The following is a 19,756-nucleotide window of genomic DNA, read 5'->3' on the forward strand; positions in this document are numbered from 1 at the left end:
AAGCACTTGCCGACCGTCTTCATCACGCTGCTCACCACCGTGACCGTGACGACGGCGGGTGCTGTCGTCCTTGTCCCGCTCGGCGGCTGGCGGCCGCCGTCGGGCAATGCGCTCGGCCTGCTCGCATTCGCCGCGGTGCTGATCCTGATCGGTTATCAGTGCATCATCGTGTCGCTGCGCACAGGCGACATCTCGGCGGTGGCGCCGTTCCGCTACACCGCGCTGCCGTGGGCGATGCTGACGGGCTATCTCGCCTTCGGCCACAAGCCCGACGGTCCAATGCTCGCCGGCGCCGCGATCATCGTCGCCTCGGGCCTCTATGCCTTCTACCGCGAGCGCAAGCGCGACAAGCTCCGCCCGGCCGCGACCGGACCGGGATTGCCGCCGGACGGGCTGTGATGCATCCGTGATCCGTAGGGATGGGTGGAGCGCAGCGATAGCCATCATGGCGCCGCGGATACGAGGTGATGGGTTTCGCTTCGCTCTACCCATCCTACGCAGTCATTTGCAAATCACTTCGCGCAATGTGCGATCAGCCGCGCGACGAATGCGCCGCAGGCCTCGAGCTGCGACATCTCGACGAACTCGTCCGGCGTATGCGCCTGTGCGATCGAGCCGGGGCCGACCACGACGGAGGGCACATCCGCCATGCTGACGAACAGGCTGGCCTCGGTGCCGAAGGCGACCTTGGCGTGGTCGTTGCGGCCGGCAAATTGCTTGGCGAGCGTGACGATCGCAGCGTCGGCGGCGGTGTCGAGCGCGGGGTAGTCGAGGATTTCCTCGAAGTCGATGCCGCATTCGGGGTGCCGCTTGCGCATGTCAGGCTCGATCTCGGCCTTCGCCCAGGCGATGATCGCATCGGTCACTTCTCTCGACTCGGTGATGCCGATGCCGCGGCATTCGAATTCCACCACGCAACTGTCGGGCACGATGTTCAGCGCGGCGCCGCCATGCACGATGCTGGTGAGCAGGGTCGAGTGCGGGACATCGTAGAGGCTGCCTTGTTCGGCATCCGCGGCCAGCAACGCGGCGCGGCGGCGGATTTCGGTGATGAGGTCGGCGGCATATTCGATGGCGTTGACGCCGTCGGGCGCGATCGAGGAGTGGCGGGCGAGCCCGCGGAACGTGGCGCGCACGCCGTGCTTGCCCTTGTGCCCGATGATCACCTGCATCTGGGTCGGCTCGCCGACGAAACAGCCGAGCGGCTTGATCGGCTTGCGCGCGACCTCGCGCAGCATCGGCCGCACGCCGACGCAGCCGATCTCCTCGTCATAGGAGATGGCAAGATTGATCGGCGTCTTCAGATCGGCCGCGAGCATCTCGGGAACCATCGCGAGGCAGACGGCGACAAATCCTTTCATGTCGGTGGTGCCGCGGCCGTACAGCCGGCCATTGCGCTCGACGAGCTCGAACGGGTTGTGGCTCCAATCCTGTCCCACAACCGGCACGACATCGGTATGCCCCGACAGCACCAGCCCGGCCTTGTCCTCGGGGCCGACCGTGACCCACAACGAGGACTTCTGTCCGGTTTCGTCGACGATGCGTTGCCCCGTGAGGCCAAGCGAGGCGAGGTAGCGCTCGATGTAGTCGATCAGAGGCAGATTGCTGCGGTCGCTGACGGTGTCGAAGGCGACGAGGTCGGCCAATAGCTTGCGGATGCGGTCGGGACGTTGATTTTGCATTGCCTGTTCGTTTGCGAGGAATGACGAGTGTGCGGGCGATCCTGCCAGCCAAGTATAACAGCTGGTTGGCCTGCCGAGGCCAAGCAATATTCGGACCGTTGCCGGCGGTTATTGCACGGCACTGGCATGAGGCAGCGCAAGGTTGGGTAGAGCGCAGCGAAACCGATCGACTTTGATCGGCGCGGAAGCATGGTGGGTTTCGCTGCGCTCTCCCATCCACATATTCGGTGTCGTCCCTGCGAAGGCAGGGACCCATAACCACAAATGCTGATTGTTGAACGATGCTGCGACGACGAGTCCCGTTCTCAACACGCGCCGCGGCGTATGGGTCCCTGCTTTCGCAGGGACGACAGTTGTGAATGTGGCGCCGTTGTCGCGTCACACGGACTGGCAGGCCCAGCGAACGGAGAGCGCCCTTGCTAAATCGGCTTGCCCGTATACGGCATCGACGCCGTCAGGCCGCCGTCGACCGGGATGGCCTGGCCGTTGACGTAGGACGCTTCATCGCTCGCCAAAAACAATCCCATCGCGGCGAGTTCGTGCGGCTGGCCGGCGCGCTTGAGCGGATTGAGCTGGCCGATCTTGTCCTGGGTGCCGCGCTCCTTGGCGCGATCGAACACGGGCTTGGTCATGCCGGTCTCGATCAGGCCTGGGCACACCGCATTGATGCGCACGCCGGTGCCGGAGAGCGAGTAGGCGGTGGTCTGCACCAGGCTGATGACGCCGGCCTTGCTCGCACCATAGGGATGTCCGCTGGCACCCGACTTCAGGCCCGCGACGGAGGCGGTGCAGACGATCGAACCGGAACCTTGCTTCGTCATATGCGGGATCGAATGCTTGATCGCGAGGAACGGGCCGATCAGATTGACGCGCAGCACTTCCTGCCAATGCTCGACGGTCTGGTCGGCGAGCGGGACGAGCCCGCCGCTGACGCCGGCATTGGCCCAGATCGCATCGAGCTTGCCGTACTTCGAAACCGCCTTCTCGATGAAGGCCTTCACGTCGCTCTCCGAGCCGGCATCGGCGGTGACGGCTTCAACGGTGCCGCCGGCGTCGCGCACCAGCTTGGCGGTCTCGTTCACGCCCTCGGTGCGATCGACCGCGATCAGCTTGGCGCCTTCCCTGGTGAACAGCAGCGAGGCGGCGCGGCCGATGCCGCTGCCAGCGCCGGTGATGATGACGGATTTGCCTTCGAGGCGGCCCATGATTTTCTCCCTGTTCACATGATCCCCGACGCGTCTGCCGCGCGACGGAATTCAAACAAAATTTCAAACGTCCGAAGCACTTGAGGCGATGTGCGGCGTGACGTACAGCGAGACGGGACACTATTGAAGGGCTCATCCGATGTCCAATCCAGACAAGCCTGACGTGAAGGTGACGCGGTGGTGGTGGGTTCGCCACGCGCCGGTGCGCAGCGACGGCGGCAACATTTACGGACAAGAGGATATCGACTGCGACACCGGCGACACCGAAGTGTTCGAGGCGGTCGCCAAGATGCTGCCGCGCGATGCGGTCTGGTATTCGAGCAATCTGAAACGCACGCACAAGACCGCCGACGCGATCTGGGCTGCCGGGTTTCCAAAGCCGGACAGCATGACGCAGGAACGCGACTTCGCCGAGCAGCATCTCGGCCAATGGCAGGGCATGAACCGCGCCGCGTTTCTCGCCAGCCGTCCGCCGGGCACGGCCTGGTTCGCCGATGTCAACGAGCCCGCGCCCGGCGGCGAGAGCTACATGGATCTCTATACCCGCGTCTGCCGCACCATTGTGCGGATCACCGCCGCGGAAGCGGGCAGGAATATCATCGCCGTCGGCCATGGCGGCGTGATCAAGGCCGCGGTCGGGCTGGCGCTCGGCGGCCAGCCGGACCGCGGATTGTCCTTCGACATCGACAACGTCTCGGTGACGCGGCTCGATCACATCGCGAGCGCCGGCCTGTCGACCTGGCGGCTGCCGATGGTGAACCAACAGCCGTGGATTGCCGATCCGCGCCACGCCGCGATGCATCAGCCGTCCGGACCTGAAGTCAGGCCGGCGAGCAAGCTTGCGTGATCGTCATTCCGGGATGGTCCGAAGGACCAGACCCGGAATCTCGAGATTCCGGGTTCGACGCTGGTGCGTCGCCCCGGAATGACGCTAAGACGAACACTTAACATCAGGGAGAGAAACATGACCTTGTTCGACATGAAGGGAAAAGTCGCCGTCATCACCGGCTCGACGCGCGGCATCGGGCGCGCGATCGCCGAGCGCATGGCCGAGCACGGCGCCAAGGTCGTGATCTCCTCGCGCAAGGCCGACGTCTGCGAGCAGGTGGCGAAGGAGATCAACGACAGCTACGGCAAGGGCACCGCGGTTGCGATCGCGGCGAACATCTCGTCGAAGGAAAACCTGCAGAACCTGGTCGACGAGAGCAACCGCGCCTTCGGCAAGATCGACGTGCTGGTCTGCAACGCGGCGTCCAATCCTTATTACGGTCCGCTCGCCGGCATCTCCGACGATCAGTTCCGCAAGATCCTCGACAACAACATCGTCGCCAACAACTGGCTGATCTCGATGGTGGTGCCGCAGATGATCGAGCGCAAGGACGGCTCGATCATCATCGTGTCCTCGATCGGCGGCCTGAAGGGCTCGACCATCCTCGGCGCCTACGCGATCTCCAAGGCTGCCGACATGCAGCTCGCGCGCAACCTCGCCTGCGAATACGGCAAGCACAATATCCGCGTGAACTGCATCGCGCCGGGCCTGATCAAGACCGACTTCGCGAAGGCGCTGTGGGACAATCCGGACAATCTGAAGGCCTCGACCGCACGCTCGCCGCTGCTGCGGATCGGCGTGCCGGACGAGATCGCGGGCGCCGCCGTGATGATGGGCTCGCGCGCCGGCGACTTCATGACCGGCCAGACCATCGTGATCGACGGCGGCGCGACGATCAGCTGACGTCGGCGTCGCCGAGGTCGCGCATTGTCGTCATGGCCGGGCTTGTCCCGGCCATCCACGTCTTCCTTCGCGACCCCAAAGACGTGGATGCCCGGGACAAGCCCGGGCATGACGGAGCAAGGGGAGGCGTGCTCGCCTCACTCCACCGCCGCGTACACCCCGTTGCGCACCAGCGAGCGGGTATATTCGCGCTGGCCCGGGCCCTGCATCATGAAGACCGCGATCAGGTCTTCGCTCGGATCGATCCAGAAGAACGTGCCGGCCATGCCGCTCCAGAAATACTGGCCGACCGAGCCGGAGAACGGCGCGATGCCCTGCTGCATGCGCACGGCGAAGCCGAGGCCAAAACTGTGGCCGGGCGACACCAGCGTGCCCTGGATCGTGACGCCGGCGCCGAGGTGATCGGAGGCCATGAATTCGAGCGTCTTGCGGCCGATGATCCTGGTGCCGTCGAGCGAGCCGCCACCCAGCAGCATCTGCGCGAAGCGGGCATAGTCCATCGTGGTCGAAACCAGTCCGCCGCCGCCGGATTCCATCGCCGGCTTCTCCAGCATGTTGAACAACTGCACCTTCTCGTTGGTCCAGGGATCGTTGGCAAACGCCTCGGCGAGGCGGCCGGCATTGGCTTCCCCGGTGTGGAAGGCGGTCTCGGTCATCTGCAGCGGCGAGAGGATGCGCTCAGTGAGGTACGCGCCGAGCGTCTTGCCGCTGACGACTTCGATGATGCGGCCGAGGATGTCGGTGGAGCGGCTGTAGTTCCATTCGGCGCCGGGCTGGCAGACCAGCGGCATGCCGGCGAGCATGGTGGCGTGCTCGGCATTGGTGATCTTGCGGCTGCGCAGCCGCGACTGCTGGTAGAGCTGCTGCACCGGGCCGTTGCCGGTGTGGTCATAAGTAAGCCCAGACGTGTGGCGGAGCAGGTCCTGGATCGTCATCTGCCGCTTCGCCGCGACCAGCTCGAGCTTGCCGTTGTTCTCGACGCCGACCTTGGTCTCGGCGAATTCGGGGATGAACTTCGCGACGGCGTCGTTGAGCAGGAAGTGGCCGTCCTCCAGCAGCTGCATGATGCCGACCGAGACGATCGGCTTGGTCATCGAGAAGATGCGGAAGATCGTGTCATGGGTCATCGGCGCCGAGGCGGTCGGGCTTTGCCGGCCGATCGCGTCGAACCAGCCGATCTGGCCGCGCCGCGCCACCAGCACCGTCACGCCGGGCACGGTTCCCTTGTCGACCTCGCGGCGGAAGGTGTCGGACATCGCCTGCAGCCGCGCGCTCGACAGCCCGATTGATTCGGGCTTGGCGAGGGGGAGGGACGGGGTGGTCGGGCTGGCGGCGTGCTTGGTGGCGGTTTGGGCGTTCATGGTCTCTCCCTGGTTCTTGATTCTTGCGGCGAGGTGCCGACGCGGGGTGATCGCTGAAGTCTGGCGCAGAAGTTTTGTAATGAACAGGAGCTTCACCGCTTCGCCCTTGCAAACCGGCCATGCCCTGTGCTTGAAACGGCGCGAACCGGCGGCGACGCGGGTTCCCTGCAGGAGTGTAGCTCAATTGGTAGAGCACCGGTCTCCAAAACCGGGGGTCGCAGGTTCGAGCCCTGCCACTCCTGCCAGCTTTTACCCAATCATTTGAAGGTGTTGGCCGAGGTCCCGGACCCCGGCCATGATCATGTTTGCCTACTTGATGAGCGGGCAGCCGCCGTCCTTGAGCGGCCGGAACGCCTGGTCGCCGGGGACTTCGGCGAGGACCTTGTAATAATCCCACGGCGCCTTCGATTCCTCGGGCATCTTGACCTCGAACAGGAACATCGAGTGCACCATGCGGCCGTCCTCGCGCACCACGCCGTTGTCGGTGAAGGCGTCGCGGACCGGGGTCGCGCGCATCTTGGCCAGCACCGGCTTGGTCTCCTTGGAGCCGGCGGCCTTCACCGCGTTGAGGTAGTGCAGGGTGGCGCTGTAGGTCGCGGCCTGGTTCATCGTCGGCATCCGCTTCATGCGCTCGAAGAAGCGCTTGCCGAAGGCGCGGGTGCGGTCGTTGAGATCCCAGTAGTAGGCCTCGGTGATGATCAGGCCCTGCGCGAGCTTCAGCCCGAGGCTGTGGATGTCAGAGATGAACATCACGATGCCGGCGAGGTTCTGCCCGCCCGCGACGATGCCGAATTCGGAGGCCTGCTTGATGGTGTTGATGGTGTCGGCGCCGCCATTGGCCATGCCGATGATCTTGGCCTTCGAGGCCTGGGCCTGCAGCAGGAAGGACGAGAAGTCCGGCGTGTTGAGCGGATGCCGCGCGCTGCCGAGCACCTTGCCGCCGGCGGCGCGGACCACGTCGCCGGTGTCGCGCTCGATCGAATGGCCGAACAGATAGTCGGCGGTGATGAAGAACCAGGTGTCGCCGCCGTTCTTCACGATCGCGCTGCCGACGGTGTGGGCGTTGGCATAGGTGTCGTAGGTCCAGTGCAGCGTGTAGGGCGAGCAGGACTTGCCGGTGATGTCGGAGCTCGCCGCATCCGTCACGATCATGATCTTCTCGAACTGCTTCGACATCTCCATGCCGGCGAGCGCGGTCGCCGAGGTCGGCATGTCGATGATCATGTCGACATTCTCGGCCTCGTACCATTTGCGGGTGATGGTGGCGGCGACGTCGGCCTTGTTGAGGGCGTCGGCGGTGACGAGCTCGATGGGCTTGCCGAACATCGACCCGCCGAACTCCTCGATCGCCATCTTGGTGGCCTCGACATTGCCGGCGCCGCCGATGTCCGAATAGACCGACTGGAAATCCGTGAGCACGCCGATCTTGAGCGGCGCCTGCTGCGCAAGCGCCGGCCCTGCCAGCACAGCCGCCATCAGGCCGGCGGCGGACAGACTCGTGACGATGGATTTCATGATGGTGTGCCTCCCCGAGGTGTTCTTATCAGTTTGTCCGACAAAGCTAGATTTGCCCGGTTCCGGTGTCAATTCCGACCGCCCGGGTGCGACAATCAGGCCGAATATTGCTCGTTTGACGCCCCAAGGGCCTTCGCCTATCCTTTGTCCGACAAACGACAATCGGGGTCCGGGGGAGCTGAAGATGCCCACCACGCCGCTGTTCCGGCGTATCGATATCGCGCCGGCCTATCAGAAGGTCGCCGACGCGATCGAACGTGAGATCATCAACGGTCGGATCAAGCCGGGCGAGCCGATCGGCACCGAGCAGCAGCTGGTTGCGCAGTTCGGCGTCAACCGCTCGACGGTACGCGAAGGCATTCGCGTGCTCGAGGAGGGCGGGCTGATCCGCCGCGATTCCAGCCGCCGGCTGCAGGCCTGCCTGCCGCGCTACAACAAGCTCGCGACGCGCCTGTCCCGCGCGCTGATCCTGCACGAGGTGACGTTCCGCGAACTGTTCGAGACCTCGATGACGCTGGAGGTCGCGAGCGTCGAGGGTGCGGTGGAGCGCGCGACCGAGGAGAACATCGCCGAGCTCGCCGGCAATCTCGAGCGCAGCGCGGCTGTCGTCGGCAATCCCGCTGCGCTTGCCGAGCTCGATGCGGAATTCCATGTGCTGATGGCCAAGGCCTCGCAGAACCGCGTGCTGCAGCTGGCGCGCGAGCCCGCCGCGCAACTGTTCTTTCCGACCACCGAGATGATCGTGGGCGGCGTGCCGGAGGGCGGCGCGCGGCTGGTCGAGGCGCACCATCATCTGCTCGACGCGATCAAGCGGCGCGACAAGGAGGCCGGCGTGCTGTGGACGCGGCGGCATTTGCAGGACTGGCGGCGCGGCTTCGAGAAGATCGCCTCGCTCGATCGCTCGGTCGAGCACACCTACATGGAACACGCTTACGCCGCGCGGCAATAGGGACGGCGCGGCCAAGACAAGACGAAAACAACGACAACAAGCACATTCGGGAGGGACAAATGAGCGGAGACATCGCAGCAACCATCCAGCGCGCCCGCGAGCACAGCATCGGCGATCTGTTGCGCCGGTCGGCGAAGCGCTACCCCGGCAAGACCGCGCTGATCTGCGGCGAGGTGAGCTGGAGCTTTGCGGAGATGGACACGATCTGCAATCGGCTCGGCCGCGGCTTGCTCGGGCTTGGCGTTGCGAAGGGCGATCGCGTCGCGGTGCTGTCGCGCAACTCGCACGGCTTCGCCGCGCTGCGCTTTGCGGTGGCGCGGATCGGCGCCATCCTGGTGCCGATCAACTTCATGCTCAATCCGGACGAGATCAATTTCATCCTCGCCAATTCCGGCGCCAAGCTGCTCGCGGTCGGCCCCGATTTCGTGGAGACGGCGCACGCTGCGGCCGCCAAGGGCTCGGCGGTCGAGACCTTGGTCTGGCTGCCGGGCGAGGATCCCGCCAACGCGCCCGACGGCATCACGACATTCGACAGCCTGTTGCACAGCGACGCGTCGGCGCCGGATGTCTCGGTGGACAGCCGCGATGCAGCGCAAATTATCTACACCAGCGGCACCGAGTCGCTGCCGAAGGGCGCGATCCTCACCCATGAAGCCGTCATGTGGCAGTATGTCAGCTGCATCATCGACGGCGGCATGGCGACCGACGACACGGTGCTGCACGCGCTGCCGCTCTATCACTGCGCGCAGCTCGACGTGTTCCTGGGGCCCGCGATCTATCTCGGCGCCACCAGCCTCATTACCGGCAAGCCGGTGCCCGACAATGTCCTGGCGCTGATCGCGGCCCACAAGATCAATGCGTTCTTCGCGCCGCCGACGATCTGGATCGCGATGCTGCGCTCGGGCGCGTTCGACCGCACCGACCTGTCGACCCTGCGCAAGGGCTATTACGGTGCCTCGATCATGCCGGTCGAGGTGCTGCTCGAGTTGCAGCGGCGGCTGCCCAACGTGAAGTTCTGGAATTTCTACGGCCAGACCGAGATCGCGCCGCTCGCGACCGTGCTGACGCCGCAGGACCAGCTGCCGAAGGCCGGCTCGGCCGGCAAGCCCGCGATCAATGTCGAGACGCGGGTGGTCAGGCCGGACATGACCGACGTCAAGGTCGGGGAGGTCGGCGAGATCGTGCACCGCTCGCCGCATCTGTTGTCCGGCTACTACAATGATCCGGTCAAGACCGCGGCGGCGTTCGCCGGCGGCTGGTTTCATTCCGGCGACCTCGCGGTCGTCGATGCCGACGGTTACATCAGCGTCGTCGATCGCGTGAAGGACATGATCAAGAGCGGCGGTGAGAATGTCGCGAGCCGCGAGGTCGAGGAGATGATCTACCGGTTACCTTCGGTTTCGGAGGTCGCGGTGGTCGGGCTGCCTGATCCGCGCTGGATCGAGGCGGTGACCGCGATCGTCGTGGTCAAGGCCGGTGAGAGCCTCGATGCCGACGCCGTCATCAAGCATTGCGCGGCGTCGATGGCCCATTTCAAGGTGCCGAAGCAGGTCATCTTCGTGGATGCCTTGCCGAAGAATCCGAGCGGCAAGCTGCTCAAGCGCGAGCTGCGCCAGCGCTATGTCGGCGGCGCCACGCTCGACCAGGCGGTGCAGAAGAGCTTCGCCGGCTAGGCTGTCTATTGGCCAGCTGCCGCCGGCGCCTTGTCCGACCATTCCGGCGGCAAGCCAAGCTTGCCGGCGGCCATTCCGACCAGGCCGGGACTGCGGCCGAACGCCTCGCAGGCCGCGTATTTTGGCTTGCCGCCGAGCGTTGCGCCAATCTTGTCGAACGATGGCAGCTCCGGCGCCTTTCCGAATGGCGTCGCACCGGTGACGACGAGCTTGCTGAAATCGTCACTGAAGGAAGGGGCGAGATCGTAGGCGTCACCGGCGCTCGAGACCATCGGCGAGTTGGTGAACGAATTCGCCCCGCGGGCCCAGATCATCGCCGCCTGCTGGCGGCTGGCCTGATCCCGCACCTCGGCTTCGACGGTCAAGCTGCCAAGCCCGACCGGCAACCGCGGCACCGGCACCGGCACTCCCGCGCCGAGCGCGCTCGGCAGGAAGCTGACCACCTTGGAGGTGCCCGCCGCGACCTCGTCGGTGGGGGCCGCCTGGGTGACAAGCGCGTGCACGGACAGATCCGCGGGCTGATCGGGGCCGACGACCTGAAGCCGCTCGCTCAGGCCGACGCACAGCGAACGATCGATCGCGTTGGCCACCAGGTGTCTCTGCTCCTGGGACAGAGTCGGCGATGCTGTCTGCGAGAAGGTCGTCGGTACGATCCGCACCGTCTTCGCAGCGAGGACCTCGTCCTTGTTGACGCGAACCAGCGATTTCGCCAGCACGCCGTCGGACGGCGCGAGATTGTCGTAGGATGCCAGTGACCCGCCCCGCGTCATCGGTGCGCTGGCACAGCCTGACAACAACACCACCGCAACCGCAGCGCCGGCAAGCAGGGATGACCGATTGGGCTGACCATTGCGCGACGCCCGGCCCGTGCTCCGCGCATCAGCCGCAGCGTCCGGCAGAAATTCGACTCTCATGTACCCCTCGAACGACCGCTCACCCCACGAACGATCGCACGTCACGATAGAGCAGGGCCGCCCGGGTCGGGATTAAGAGATATTAAGTCAGATGTAGCTCGCGAAACCGCGCGACCTATTTGAGCCACATTTGGCCGTGCAGGCTTAACAAAACGCTATATTTGCGCGCTGCGCATTTGGGGCCGAGGCCTCTAAAATGCCGTGATGCAAATCCTGGAATATGACCTCGTGGCTTTCCCCGTCACCAACGCACGCATCCTCTGCGTCGAGGACGATGCCGATATCGCGCGCATGCTGGCCGAGGTGCTTGAGGACAACGGCTTCAGGCCGGTGCTGGTCGGCTCGGCCGTGGAGATGGATGCGCTGCTCAAGCGCGAGAGTTTTGATCTCGTCGTGCTCGACGTGATGCTGCCGGGCGAGGATGGGCTGAGCATCTGCCGGCGCCTGCGCATGTCGTCTTCGATTCCGATCATCATGGTCACCGCGCGCGGCGAGGACATCGACCGCATCCTCGGCCTCGAGCTCGGTGCCGACGACTACGTCACCAAGCCGTTCAATTCGCGCGAACTGGTCGCCCGTATCCGGGCACTGCTGCGCCGCGTCGAGAGCGGCGCCTCGTCGCGCTCACGGCCGCGTCCCTTGACCTTCGCCGGATGGCGCATCAACCCCACCACACGTGAGTTGCATGACCCCGCGGGCGTCCGGATCACGCTGACCGGTGCCGAGTTCGATCTGCTGCTGGCGTTCTGCCGCAATCCGGGACAGGTACTGTCGCGCGAGCAGCTGATCGAGCAGGCCTTCGGCGGCCTGATTGCATCGGTCGAGCGCAGCGTCGACGTTCATATCAGCCGCATCAGGCAGAAGATCGAGCCGGATCCGAAGGACCGCTCGATGATCAAGACGGTGCGGCTCGGCGGCTACCTGTTCACGCCGGCGGTCGAGCAGATATGATGGGATGGGTGCAGCGGCTGATGCCGCGCAGCGTCGCTGCGCAACTCATGAGCCTCGTCGCGCTCTCGGAATTGATCGGCATCACGCTCGCCGCGGCGACCGTGATCTTTCTGTTTGATTCTCCCTCAGTCAACGACACGCAGAAGTTTCTTGCCGGGCGGGTCGCGGAGCTCACGCAGCTTCTGCGTTTCACGAAGACGCCAGCCGACGCGGATGAACTGCTGGGGGCAGCCAGGCGCGGCGGTCTCGACGTCAGACGCGTCGCGTTGAGCGAACTCGTGCCTCGCACGGTCGGAGAGACGCGGCCGTTTTCCATAAAAGCGTTTCGGCAACTGGCGGCCGAGTCTGGAATTGAGTTGCTGGAGGAGCTGCGCCATCCGGCAGGCTCGTCGTCGCAGGTGGTCGTGAAGCTCGACGACGGCCACGCGCTGATGGCCGACGTCGCGGTCAAGGGCGGCTTCTGGTCCGTTCTGCTCCGCCCGGCGGCCGGGGGCGCGATCATCGTGCTGATATCCATGCTGCTGCTGTCGGTCTATGCGGTGCGTTGGGTGATCGCGCCGCTGGCCGACGTCGCGCGTGCCGCGACCTCGTTCGGCCGCTTGCCGCGGGCTCCCGAGGTGTTGCGCCGGCGCGGTCCGCTCGAAATCGCCCAGGTCGCCGACGCGCTGAACGACATGCGCACGCGTATCGCAGCGCTGCTCGACGACCGCACCCGCATGCTTGCCGCCATCAGCCATGACCTGCGGACGCCGCTGACGCGGCTCAGGCTGCGTACCGAGCGCGTCGGCGACGACACCCTGCGCCCAGCGATGCTGGGCGATATCGCCAAGATGACGCGCATGATCAATGAGACCCTGGAGTATCTGCGCGAGGATGCCCGCTCGGAGGCGGCGTCGTTCATCGACCTGCCGAGCTTCCTGCAGACCATCTGCTCGGACTTCGCCGACATGGGCCACGCGGTATCCTATGCCGGGCCGGCGCGTCTGCCTTATGCCTGTCGGCCCCGCGCGCTGTCGCGCGCCGTCACCAATATCGTGGAGAACGCGGTCAAGCACGGCAGCAAGGTCGCGGTGATGCTTCGCCTCACGGAGGCCGGCCACATCGAGATCGAGGTGGCCGACGACGGTCCGGGCATCCCGCCGGCGCTGCACGACAAGGTGTTCGAGCCCTTCTTCAAGGCCGACAGCGCGCGGCAGGAGGGGGGCTTCGGGCTGGGGCTATCGATCGCGCAGGATATTGCCAAGCGTCATGGCGGCAGCATCGCGTTGAGGCTGCGGGAGCCGAGCGGACTGCTTGTATCGATGCTGCTGCCGCCGAGACCCGGCTTGGCCTAGACCTTGGCCTAGACGAGGCGAGACGAACGATCCTGATCTCGACAGAACGCCAGGGGGGCGCAGAGTGCCGGCTAAGCCCTTGATTTGGAGAGACCAATATCCGATCTGCCCGAACCAGGCGGGCGCCGGGCGCGACCCTGCCGACCTTGACGTTTGGCCGGTCTCGCAGTAGATACCCGGCACTCGCAGCCGGCCCGCTTAGATGGCGGATATCCGGCGCGGCCTAATTCCCCGAACATTCGAGCTCGTTTATCGGCTCAACCTTCCAAACGAGGGCTGGGTCCGCAAGGTCGGCTGTTCGGATTCCTTGAAACGTTGCAATCGTCCGGTAACGGACGCGGATCTCACGATGGCTTTCAGCCCGTTCAAATTCCTGCAGGAAGTGCGCTCGGAGACCGCCAAGGTCACCTGGCCGACGCGCCGCGAGACGACCATCACCACCATCATGGTGTTCGTGATGGTGGCGCTGGCCTCGATCTTCTTCTTCGCCGCGGATCAGATCATCCGCTATCTCATCACCCTGATACTGGGCATCCACTGATGAGCATGGGAACTCAATTGATGGACAAGCGCTGGTACATCGTTCACGCCTATTCGAATTTCGAGAAGAAGGTCGCGGAATCGATCCGTGAGCAGGCCAAGCAGCGCGGGCTGGAAGAGCTGTTCGAGCAGGTGCTGGTGCCGACCGAGAAGGTCACCGAGGTGCGCCGCGGCCGCAAGATCGACGCCGAGCGCAAGTTCTTCCCGGGCTATGTGCTGGTGAAGATGAAGCTGACCGACGAGGCGTTCCATCTGATCAAGAACACCCCGAAGGTGACCGGCTTCCTCGGCGCGGAAAACAAGCCGATGCCGATCTCGGAAGCGGAAGCGATGCGGATCCTGCACCAGGTGCAGGAGGGCGTGGAGCGTCCGAAGGCGTCGGTGTCGTTCGAAATCGGCGAGAACGTGCGCGTGGCCGACGGCCCGTTCGCCTCGTTCTCCGGCGTGGTGGAAGAAATCGACGAGGCGCGCTCGCGCGTGAAGGTCGCGGTGTCGATCTTCGGCCGCGCGACCCCCGTGGAACTGGAATTCGGTCAGGTCGAAAAGGTGGTCTGACCGGACGGCGCGGGGTATATGCCTCGCGTCAAGTAGAGAGGCCGTGGGAGGGAGGAGGCGGTCGCCAGCCCCTTCAACCGAACCACGGAACCTGAAACCGCCGGCCCTGTCCGGCACAACAGGAGTGATAAATGGCAAAGAAAGTGACCGGATACCTGAAGCTTCAGGTCCCGGCCGGTGCGGCGAATCCTTCGCCCCCGATCGGCCCCGCGCTTGGTCAGCGCGGCCTCAACATCATGGAGTTCTGCAAGGCATTCAACGCGCAGACCCAGAAGGAAGAGAAGAACACCCCGATCCCGGTGATCATCACGATCTATGCGGACCGGTCCTTCACCTTCGAGATGAAGACCCCTCCGATGTCCTACTTCCTCAAGCAGGCCGCCAAGATCCAGTCCGGATCGAAGGCGCCGGGCCGTGACAAGGCCGGCAAGGTGACCAAGGCGCAGGTGCGCGAGATCGCCGAGAAGAAGATGAAGGACTTGAATTGCGACAACATCGAATCGGCCATGAAGATGGTCGAGGGCTCTGCCCGTTCGATGGGTCTGGAAGTTGCGGGGTAACGGGCCATGTCAATCGGAAAGCGTTTGAAGAAGGCCCGCGAGGGCGTCGATCGCGAGAAGCTCTATCCGCTCGCGGATGCCATCAAGATGGTCAAGGAGCGCGCCAAGTCGAAGTTCGATGAGACGATCGAGATCGCGATCAATCTCGGCGTCGACCCGCGCCACGCCGACCAGATGGTCCGCGGCGTCGTCAACCTGCCGAACGGTACCGGCCGTACGCTGCGCGTCGGCGTGTTCGCGCGCGGCGCCAAGGCTGAGGAAGCCAAGGCCGCCGGTGCCGACGTCGTCGGTGCCGAAGACCTCGTCGAGAAGGTGCAGGGCGGCGCGATCGATTTCGATCGTTGTATCGCCACGCCCGACATGATGCCGCTGGTCGGCCGCCTCGGTAAGGTGCTCGGTCCGCGCGGCATGATGCCGAACCCGAAGATCGGCACCGTGACCATGGACGTCACCAACGCCGTGAAGGGCGCCAAGGGCGGCTCGGTCGAGTTCCGCGTCGAGAAGGCCGGCATCGTGCAGGCCGGCATCGGCAAGGCATCGTTCTCCGAGGACAAGCTGGTCGAGAACGTCAAGGCGCTCGCGGATGCGGTCTCCAAGGCGAAGCCGGCAGGCTCCAAGGGCACCTACATCCAGCGCGTGGCGGTTTCCTCCACCATGGGCCCGGGCGTGAAGGTCGAGCCGGGTACGATCCTCGGCTGAGATCCTTGGCCGTGACGAGATAAAAGGGGCGGGACCGGGCAACCGGTTCCGCCCTTTGTTTTGCAGGAGCGTTTTCCAGCGAAGTGGGTACCGGTTCGCGTGAAGAAGACGCGTCAGAACAACCAGCTGAAGCCTCTCGCAGGAAAGAAGAACAATGCCCGATAAGGTCCTGGTCTATTCGCGTTTTCCCAAGGCTCAGCTGATCCGCTTCGGCGAGCGCTATGAGCTGCTGAACACGGCAGGCAAGCGATTGGACGAAGCGTTCCCGGCGGCCGAGCTCGCCGAGATCCGCGCCATGATCACGGCAGGCGGCACCGCGCTCGGCACCGAGGCCATGGACATGCTGCCGAAGCTCGGCGCGATCGTCTGCTACGGCACCGGCTATGACGGCGTCGATCTCGCCGCCGCCGCGAAGCGCGGCATCGCGGTCGGTCACAGCCCCGGTGCCAATGCGGCGTCGGTCGCGGACACCGCAGTCACCTTGATGCTGGCGTCGGTGCGGCGGCTGCTGGTGGCTGACAATTATGTGCGGAGCGGTGATTGGGCCGGTGCAAAGCCGTCGCCGATGATGCGGCCGCAGGCCGGCATGCGCGGCCGCAAGGTCGGCGTCTACGGCATGGGCGAGATCGGCCGCAAGATCGCCGCCCGCGTCGCCGCCTTCGAGACCGAGGTCGGCTATTTCAGCCGCTCGAAGCACGACGTGCCCTATCAATACCTTCCGACGCTGGAGGCGCTCGCCGATTGGTGCAGTGTGTTGATGATCGCCGTGCGCGCCGGCGCCGAGACCGAGCATGCGGTCAACGCCGACATCCTGCGCCGGCTCGGCGGCGACGGCTTCGTCGTCAACATCTCGCGCGGCTCGGTGGTCGACCAGCAGGCCCTGGTCGCGGCGCTGACCGACGGCGTGATCGCCGGTGCCGGCCTCGACGTGTTCGCCAGGGAGCCGCATGCCCCCGACGCGCTGACCGCGTTGCCGAACGTGGTACTGTCGCCGCATCTCGGCGGCCACACGCTGGAATCGCACGTGGCGATGCAGGATTGCGTGCTCGCCAATCTCGACGCGTTCTTTGCCGGCAAGCCGCTCGCCTATCCGGTGGCGACGGCGTCCTGACCGGAGCTTCAGTTCCGGCGCGGCGCGTGGCACAGCTTGTCCGGGTTGCGGACGATGTAGATCGCCGCAATCCGGCCAGTCTCGCCGTCGATCGCCATGCTCAGCGTGTGGTCGACTTCGCCATCGAGGAAGATCAGCGCGCCCGCGCTGCCATTGACCATCATCGGTTCGACGCGAACCTCGCTGCCGGCGTTCTTGCCGGCGATGCCGATGATGAAGCGGACGATCTTCTCGGCCCCCTTGATCGGCTTCAGCGCCGCCAGCTTGCGGCCGCCGCCGTCGGTGATCGCAATGGCATCCTCGCGCAGCAGGTTGGCGAGGGCGGAGACGTCGCCGCTGGCCGCGGCCTTGCAGAATGCCGTCAGCAGCCGTGCGTGGCCTTCGGGCGGCTCGGCGGGAACAGGGCGGTTGTCGCGAACCGATCGGCGGGCGCGCGCGGCGAGCTGCCGGCAAGCCGCCTCGCTGCGCTCGAGCGTGCGGGCGACTTCCGCAAACGGCCGGTCGAACACGTCGTGCAGCAGGAACGCGGCACGCTCGAGCGGCGTTAGGGCGTCGAGCGCCAGCATCAGCGCGAAGGAGAGATCGTCGGCGAGTTCGGTTGCCGCCTCGGCCGACAGCGCCTCGTCGAACACCGGCTCGGGCAACCAGGCGCCGACATAGAGCTCGCGCTGGGCGCGGGCGCTCTTCAGCCGGTCGAGACAGAGCCGGGTCACCACCGTGACCAGGAACGCCTCGGGATTGCGAACGTCGTCCGCCGCGGCGAACCGCAGCCAGGCGTCCTGCACCACGTCGTCGGCATCGCCGCGGCTGCCGAGCATGCGATAGGCAAGCCCGGTCAGCCGCGTCCGATACGGACCCAGCGGGTCGCGCTCAGGCCGCCTGCTTGATGACATCGATCTGATGGCCGGCCACGGTCACGCGGCGACACTCCCTGGCATATCCCAGCGCCAGCTTCATCATGGGGAAGATGCGGCCGATTTGTAGGGCCAAAGCGAGGTCGATCACGCCTTTTTCGCCCCAGCGCGCGCGAACCGCGTCGCGGCAGGCATCGTCGTCGGTCGAGCGCTGCACGATCGCCTGCGCGAAGCGGAAACCGAGCGCGGTGTCCGCGGTCATGGCGGCAACGTCACGCCGGAGCACGGCGGTGACCTGCTGCTCCGCCATTCCGGCTCCGATTGCCATGTCGACGACCAGTTGCGCACAGGGACCGCAATCTTCGGCCAGGGCGCCGGTCAGCTTGGCGGCATAGAAGGCCTCAACCGGCGCGACGGCGCGGTAGGCGGCGGCCTTCATTGCGGCGGCGAATTTGAAGAACGCGGCGGGCGATTCCTTGAGCATGATCTCGAGATAGGTGGTGTCGTAGCCGTAGCGCCTGGAATAGGCGCGCAGCAAGCGGCGCGCGATGAAGCTACGCATGTCGGTCTCCTTGATTTGGCAGGGCGGAATAGAGGGCAAGTGCCGCGGGCAGGACGACCGCCACCAGATCGGATGCGGCATGGCGGTCGTGGCCGGCGGCGATCATCACGAGGTGCAGCGCGCCGTGGCCGGCCAGGAACGCGGCGCCCGCGACCGCTGCCGGCCACCAGGCCGGCCACAAGGCTCGCGCCGCCAGGCCGAGCCCGGCCGCGATGAAGGCGATGCCGACGTCCTGGACCAAATGAGGGTTGAACGGACCAGTATCGGCGGCGCCGGGCACCAGCGACCACCAGGTGGAACCGGCTGACAGCATCACCAGCCCATTGGCGAGGTTGAATAGGGCGAGAATTCCTGCAATCCATCGTTTCATGCGAACCTCCAGCGCCCAGACGAGCCAGGGCATCGGGGCGTGACGCCGTCCGGGAAGAAATTTTTTGCTGGGCCGGGCAGATCGCCGAACTGGTCTGAAATTTGCTCTTGGCAAGCAGGGCAGGACCGGCTACATAGCGCCTTCCGGGCGTGCTGGCACTTGCTGGCATGTCCGTGCTCGCATTCCGAAAACCTGAGATGATAGGAGATCATTCCTTTCCGCATGCCCGCAAGGATGCTCGAAAGGAAGGAGACCCGTCGCCTCCAGAGGAATGAGAGCAGGGGCCTTCAGCATGCTGAAGCGCCTCGATCCTGTCCAAGACTGCAGGCGCCCGCGAGAACTTCGTGTTTTCAACGGCTTAATCGTATGGCCTGCATAGACGGGTGAAGACCGGATTTTGCACTCCAGGTCGCGGATCGTTCGCGGCTTGAGAGGCTGGTTTGGTTCGAACCTCGACAGCCCATGGCCGCAAGGCTCTGGGAGGGCAGGCTTCTAGATGTCGTCTTGCCCGGCGTGTCCGAAGGGTCTTGCACCCTGCGGATCAGGTTTAGGGCGGGACGATGGGTGCAACCCGGCGGTCCTGCCTTCGCGGAAAGGCCGCCAACCGGAAAGAGCTTGCTGTGGAACGAGCGGCAAAAAAAGAGTCGGTCGAACAACTTAACGAGGTCTTCAAGACCACGTCGGTTGCGATCGTTGCTCACTATTCCGGCCTCACCGTGGCCCAGATGCAGAAGCTGCGCATGCAGATGAAGCAGGCGGGTGCATCGGTGAAGGTCTCGAAGAACCGTCTCGCCAAAATTGCTCTTGAAGGCACTGACGTCGTAGCCATCGGCTCCCTGCTGAAGGGGCCGACCGTGATCGCCACTTCGAACGATCCGGTTGCGGCGCCAAAGGTTGCCGTCGAATTCGCCAAGGCGAACGAGAAGTTCGTCATCCTCGGCGGCTCGATGGGTAAAACCGTCCTGAATGTCGACAGCGTGAAGGCGCTCGCCTCACTGCCGTCGCTCGACGAACTGCGCGGCAAGATCGTTGGCCTCCTCGTGGCGCCGGCGACCAAGCTTGCTCAGCTCTCGAATGCGCCCGCGGCCAAGCTCGCACGCGTCATTCAGGCTCATGCCTCAAAGAGCGAAGCGGCCTGACCCCTTCGCTAATCTCAAACCTGGTTCGAACCAAACGTTTAAGGAACTGA

General features: G+C 65.1%; 20 protein-coding genes, 1 tRNA gene and 1 pseudogene. 14 read left to right on the forward strand and 8 right to left on the reverse strand.

Translation table 11 applies throughout. The features are described 5' to 3' along the window. Positions 1 to 399 (forward strand): annotated as a pseudogene (locus tag PMN64_RS14800) (EamA/RhaT family transporter); the annotation flags it as partial. 113 nt (positions 400 to 512) lie between these two features. Here the strand turns inward: PMN64_RS14800 and argE are convergent. Both argE and PMN64_RS14810 read right to left on the reverse strand, forming a co-directional pair. Continuing rightward, complete coding sequence (argE, locus tag PMN64_RS14805; protein ID WP_411781187.1) at positions 513 to 1,682, reverse strand: acetylornithine deacetylase; 1,170 nt, start codon at positions 1,680 to 1,682, stop codon at positions 513 to 515. A 419-nt stretch (positions 1,683 to 2,101) separates the two neighbouring features. Beyond that, on the reverse strand, positions 2,102 to 2,887 hold the full coding sequence (locus PMN64_RS14810; protein WP_038380474.1) for an SDR family NAD(P)-dependent oxidoreductase: 786 nt from the start codon (positions 2,885 to 2,887) through the stop codon (positions 2,102 to 2,104). Between the two features lie 139 nt (positions 2,888 to 3,026). Between PMN64_RS14810 and PMN64_RS14815 the strand changes: the two genes are divergently transcribed. Next, a complete protein-coding gene (locus PMN64_RS14815) occupies positions 3,027 to 3,734 on the forward strand; it encodes a histidine phosphatase family protein (protein WP_028339334.1) in 708 nt (235 codons plus the stop codon). A gap of 117 nt (positions 3,735 to 3,851) precedes the next feature. Then, a complete protein-coding gene (locus PMN64_RS14820; RefSeq protein ID WP_026192903.1) occupies positions 3,852 to 4,619 on the forward strand; it encodes an SDR family NAD(P)-dependent oxidoreductase in 768 nt (255 codons plus the stop codon). A 137-nt stretch (positions 4,620 to 4,756) separates the two neighbouring features. On the opposite strand, the gene PMN64_RS14825 is transcribed toward PMN64_RS14820, so the two are convergent. Continuing rightward, entirely contained in the window at positions 4,757 to 5,980 is a 1,224-nt protein-coding gene (locus tag PMN64_RS14825; protein ID WP_411781188.1) for a serine hydrolase domain-containing protein, read from the reverse strand. Between the two features lie 169 nt (positions 5,981 to 6,149). Here PMN64_RS14825 and PMN64_RS14830 point away from each other — a divergent pair. Next, positions 6,150 to 6,225: transfer RNA gene (locus PMN64_RS14830), tRNA-Trp, on the forward strand. Positions 6,226 to 6,289: 64 nt separating this feature from the next. On the opposite strand, the gene PMN64_RS14835 is transcribed toward PMN64_RS14830, so the two are convergent. Further along, positions 6,290 to 7,495 (reverse strand): ABC transporter substrate-binding protein, encoded by a 1,206-nt coding sequence (locus PMN64_RS14835; protein WP_411781189.1) that lies wholly within the window; start codon positions 7,493 to 7,495, stop codon positions 6,290 to 6,292. Between the two features lie 184 nt (positions 7,496 to 7,679). Here PMN64_RS14835 and PMN64_RS14840 point away from each other — a divergent pair, with 184 nt between their 5' ends. After that, the gene (locus PMN64_RS14840; protein ID WP_411781190.1) at positions 7,680 to 8,444 is read left to right on the forward strand and encodes a FadR/GntR family transcriptional regulator; all 765 of its coding nucleotides are present in this window, start codon (positions 7,680 to 7,682) and stop codon (positions 8,442 to 8,444) included. A gap of 59 nt (positions 8,445 to 8,503) precedes the next feature. Beyond that, entirely contained in the window at positions 8,504 to 10,117 is a 1,614-nt protein-coding gene (locus PMN64_RS14845; protein WP_411781191.1) for an acyl-CoA synthetase, read from the forward strand. A gap of 5 nt (positions 10,118 to 10,122) precedes the next feature. Here PMN64_RS14845 and PMN64_RS14850 read toward each other — a convergent pair whose 3' ends face one another. Next, on the reverse strand, positions 10,123 to 11,031 hold the full coding sequence (locus tag PMN64_RS14850) for a DUF3313 domain-containing protein (RefSeq protein ID WP_411781192.1): 909 nt from the start codon (positions 11,029 to 11,031) through the stop codon (positions 10,123 to 10,125). Between the two features lie 204 nt (positions 11,032 to 11,235). Here PMN64_RS14850 and PMN64_RS14855 point away from each other — a divergent pair, with 204 nt between their 5' ends. From PMN64_RS14855 to PMN64_RS14885, 7 genes are all read left to right on the forward strand, one after another. Next, complete coding sequence (locus PMN64_RS14855) at positions 11,236 to 11,982, forward strand: response regulator (RefSeq protein ID WP_225160344.1); 747 nt, start codon at positions 11,236 to 11,238, stop codon at positions 11,980 to 11,982. Positions 11,983 to 12,002: 20 nt separating this feature from the next. Further along, a complete protein-coding gene (locus PMN64_RS14860) occupies positions 12,003 to 13,316 on the forward strand; it encodes an ATP-binding protein (RefSeq protein WP_411781193.1) in 1,314 nt (437 codons plus the stop codon). A gap of 349 nt (positions 13,317 to 13,665) precedes the next feature. Further along, positions 13,666 to 13,857, forward strand: coding sequence for a preprotein translocase subunit SecE (gene secE / locus PMN64_RS14865; RefSeq protein ID WP_016840554.1), 192 nt, complete (start codon positions 13,666 to 13,668; stop codon positions 13,855 to 13,857). Between the two features lie 20 nt (positions 13,858 to 13,877). After that, positions 13,878 to 14,411, forward strand: a complete 534-nt coding sequence (gene nusG / locus PMN64_RS14870) for a transcription termination/antitermination protein NusG (protein ID WP_016840553.1) — start codon at positions 13,878 to 13,880, stop codon at positions 14,409 to 14,411. 131 nt (positions 14,412 to 14,542) lie between these two features. Then, positions 14,543 to 14,971 carry a 50S ribosomal protein L11 gene (gene rplK / locus PMN64_RS14875; RefSeq protein WP_028339327.1) on the forward strand — a complete coding sequence of 143 codons (429 nt, stop codon included), beginning with the start codon at positions 14,543 to 14,545 and terminating at the stop codon, positions 14,969 to 14,971. Between the two features lie 6 nt (positions 14,972 to 14,977). Then, positions 14,978 to 15,670: a 50S ribosomal protein L1 gene (gene rplA, locus PMN64_RS14880; RefSeq protein WP_018272150.1), complete on the forward strand. Its 693-nt coding sequence runs from the start codon at positions 14,978 to 14,980 to the stop codon at positions 15,668 to 15,670. 154 nt (positions 15,671 to 15,824) lie between these two features. Continuing rightward, positions 15,825 to 16,781, forward strand: a complete 957-nt coding sequence (locus PMN64_RS14885; protein ID WP_411781194.1) for a 2-hydroxyacid dehydrogenase — start codon at positions 15,825 to 15,827, stop codon at positions 16,779 to 16,781. A gap of 8 nt (positions 16,782 to 16,789) precedes the next feature. Here the strand turns inward: PMN64_RS14885 and sigJ are convergent, their stop codons facing one another. Genes sigJ through PMN64_RS14900 form a run of 3 tightly spaced genes read right to left on the reverse strand, consistent with a single transcriptional unit; the run spans position 16,790 to position 18,567 of the window. Then, positions 16,790 to 17,674 (reverse strand): RNA polymerase sigma factor SigJ, encoded by an 885-nt coding sequence (sigJ, locus tag PMN64_RS14890; protein ID WP_411781195.1) that lies wholly within the window; start codon positions 17,672 to 17,674, stop codon positions 16,790 to 16,792. Continuing rightward, positions 17,652 to 18,173: a hypothetical protein gene (locus tag PMN64_RS14895; RefSeq protein ID WP_411781197.1), complete on the reverse strand. Its 522-nt coding sequence runs from the start codon at positions 18,171 to 18,173 to the stop codon at positions 17,652 to 17,654. The genes sigJ and PMN64_RS14895 overlap by 23 nt, the downstream gene beginning before the upstream one ends. Positions 18,174 to 18,189: 16 nt before the next feature. Next, positions 18,190 to 18,567 (reverse strand): hypothetical protein, encoded by a 378-nt coding sequence (locus PMN64_RS14900; protein ID WP_411781198.1) that lies wholly within the window; start codon positions 18,565 to 18,567, stop codon positions 18,190 to 18,192. Positions 18,568 to 19,187: 620 nt separating this feature from the next. Here PMN64_RS14900 and rplJ point away from each other — a divergent pair. Next, entirely contained in the window at positions 19,188 to 19,706 is a 519-nt protein-coding gene (gene rplJ, locus PMN64_RS14905) for a 50S ribosomal protein L10 (RefSeq protein WP_028339323.1), read from the forward strand. Positions 19,707 to 19,756: the final 50 nt, after the last annotated feature.

It is taken from the genome of Bradyrhizobium sp. UFLA01-814, assembly GCF_046718885.1.
Taxonomy (GTDB): Bacteria; Pseudomonadota; Alphaproteobacteria; order Rhizobiales; family Xanthobacteraceae; genus Bradyrhizobium; species Bradyrhizobium elkanii.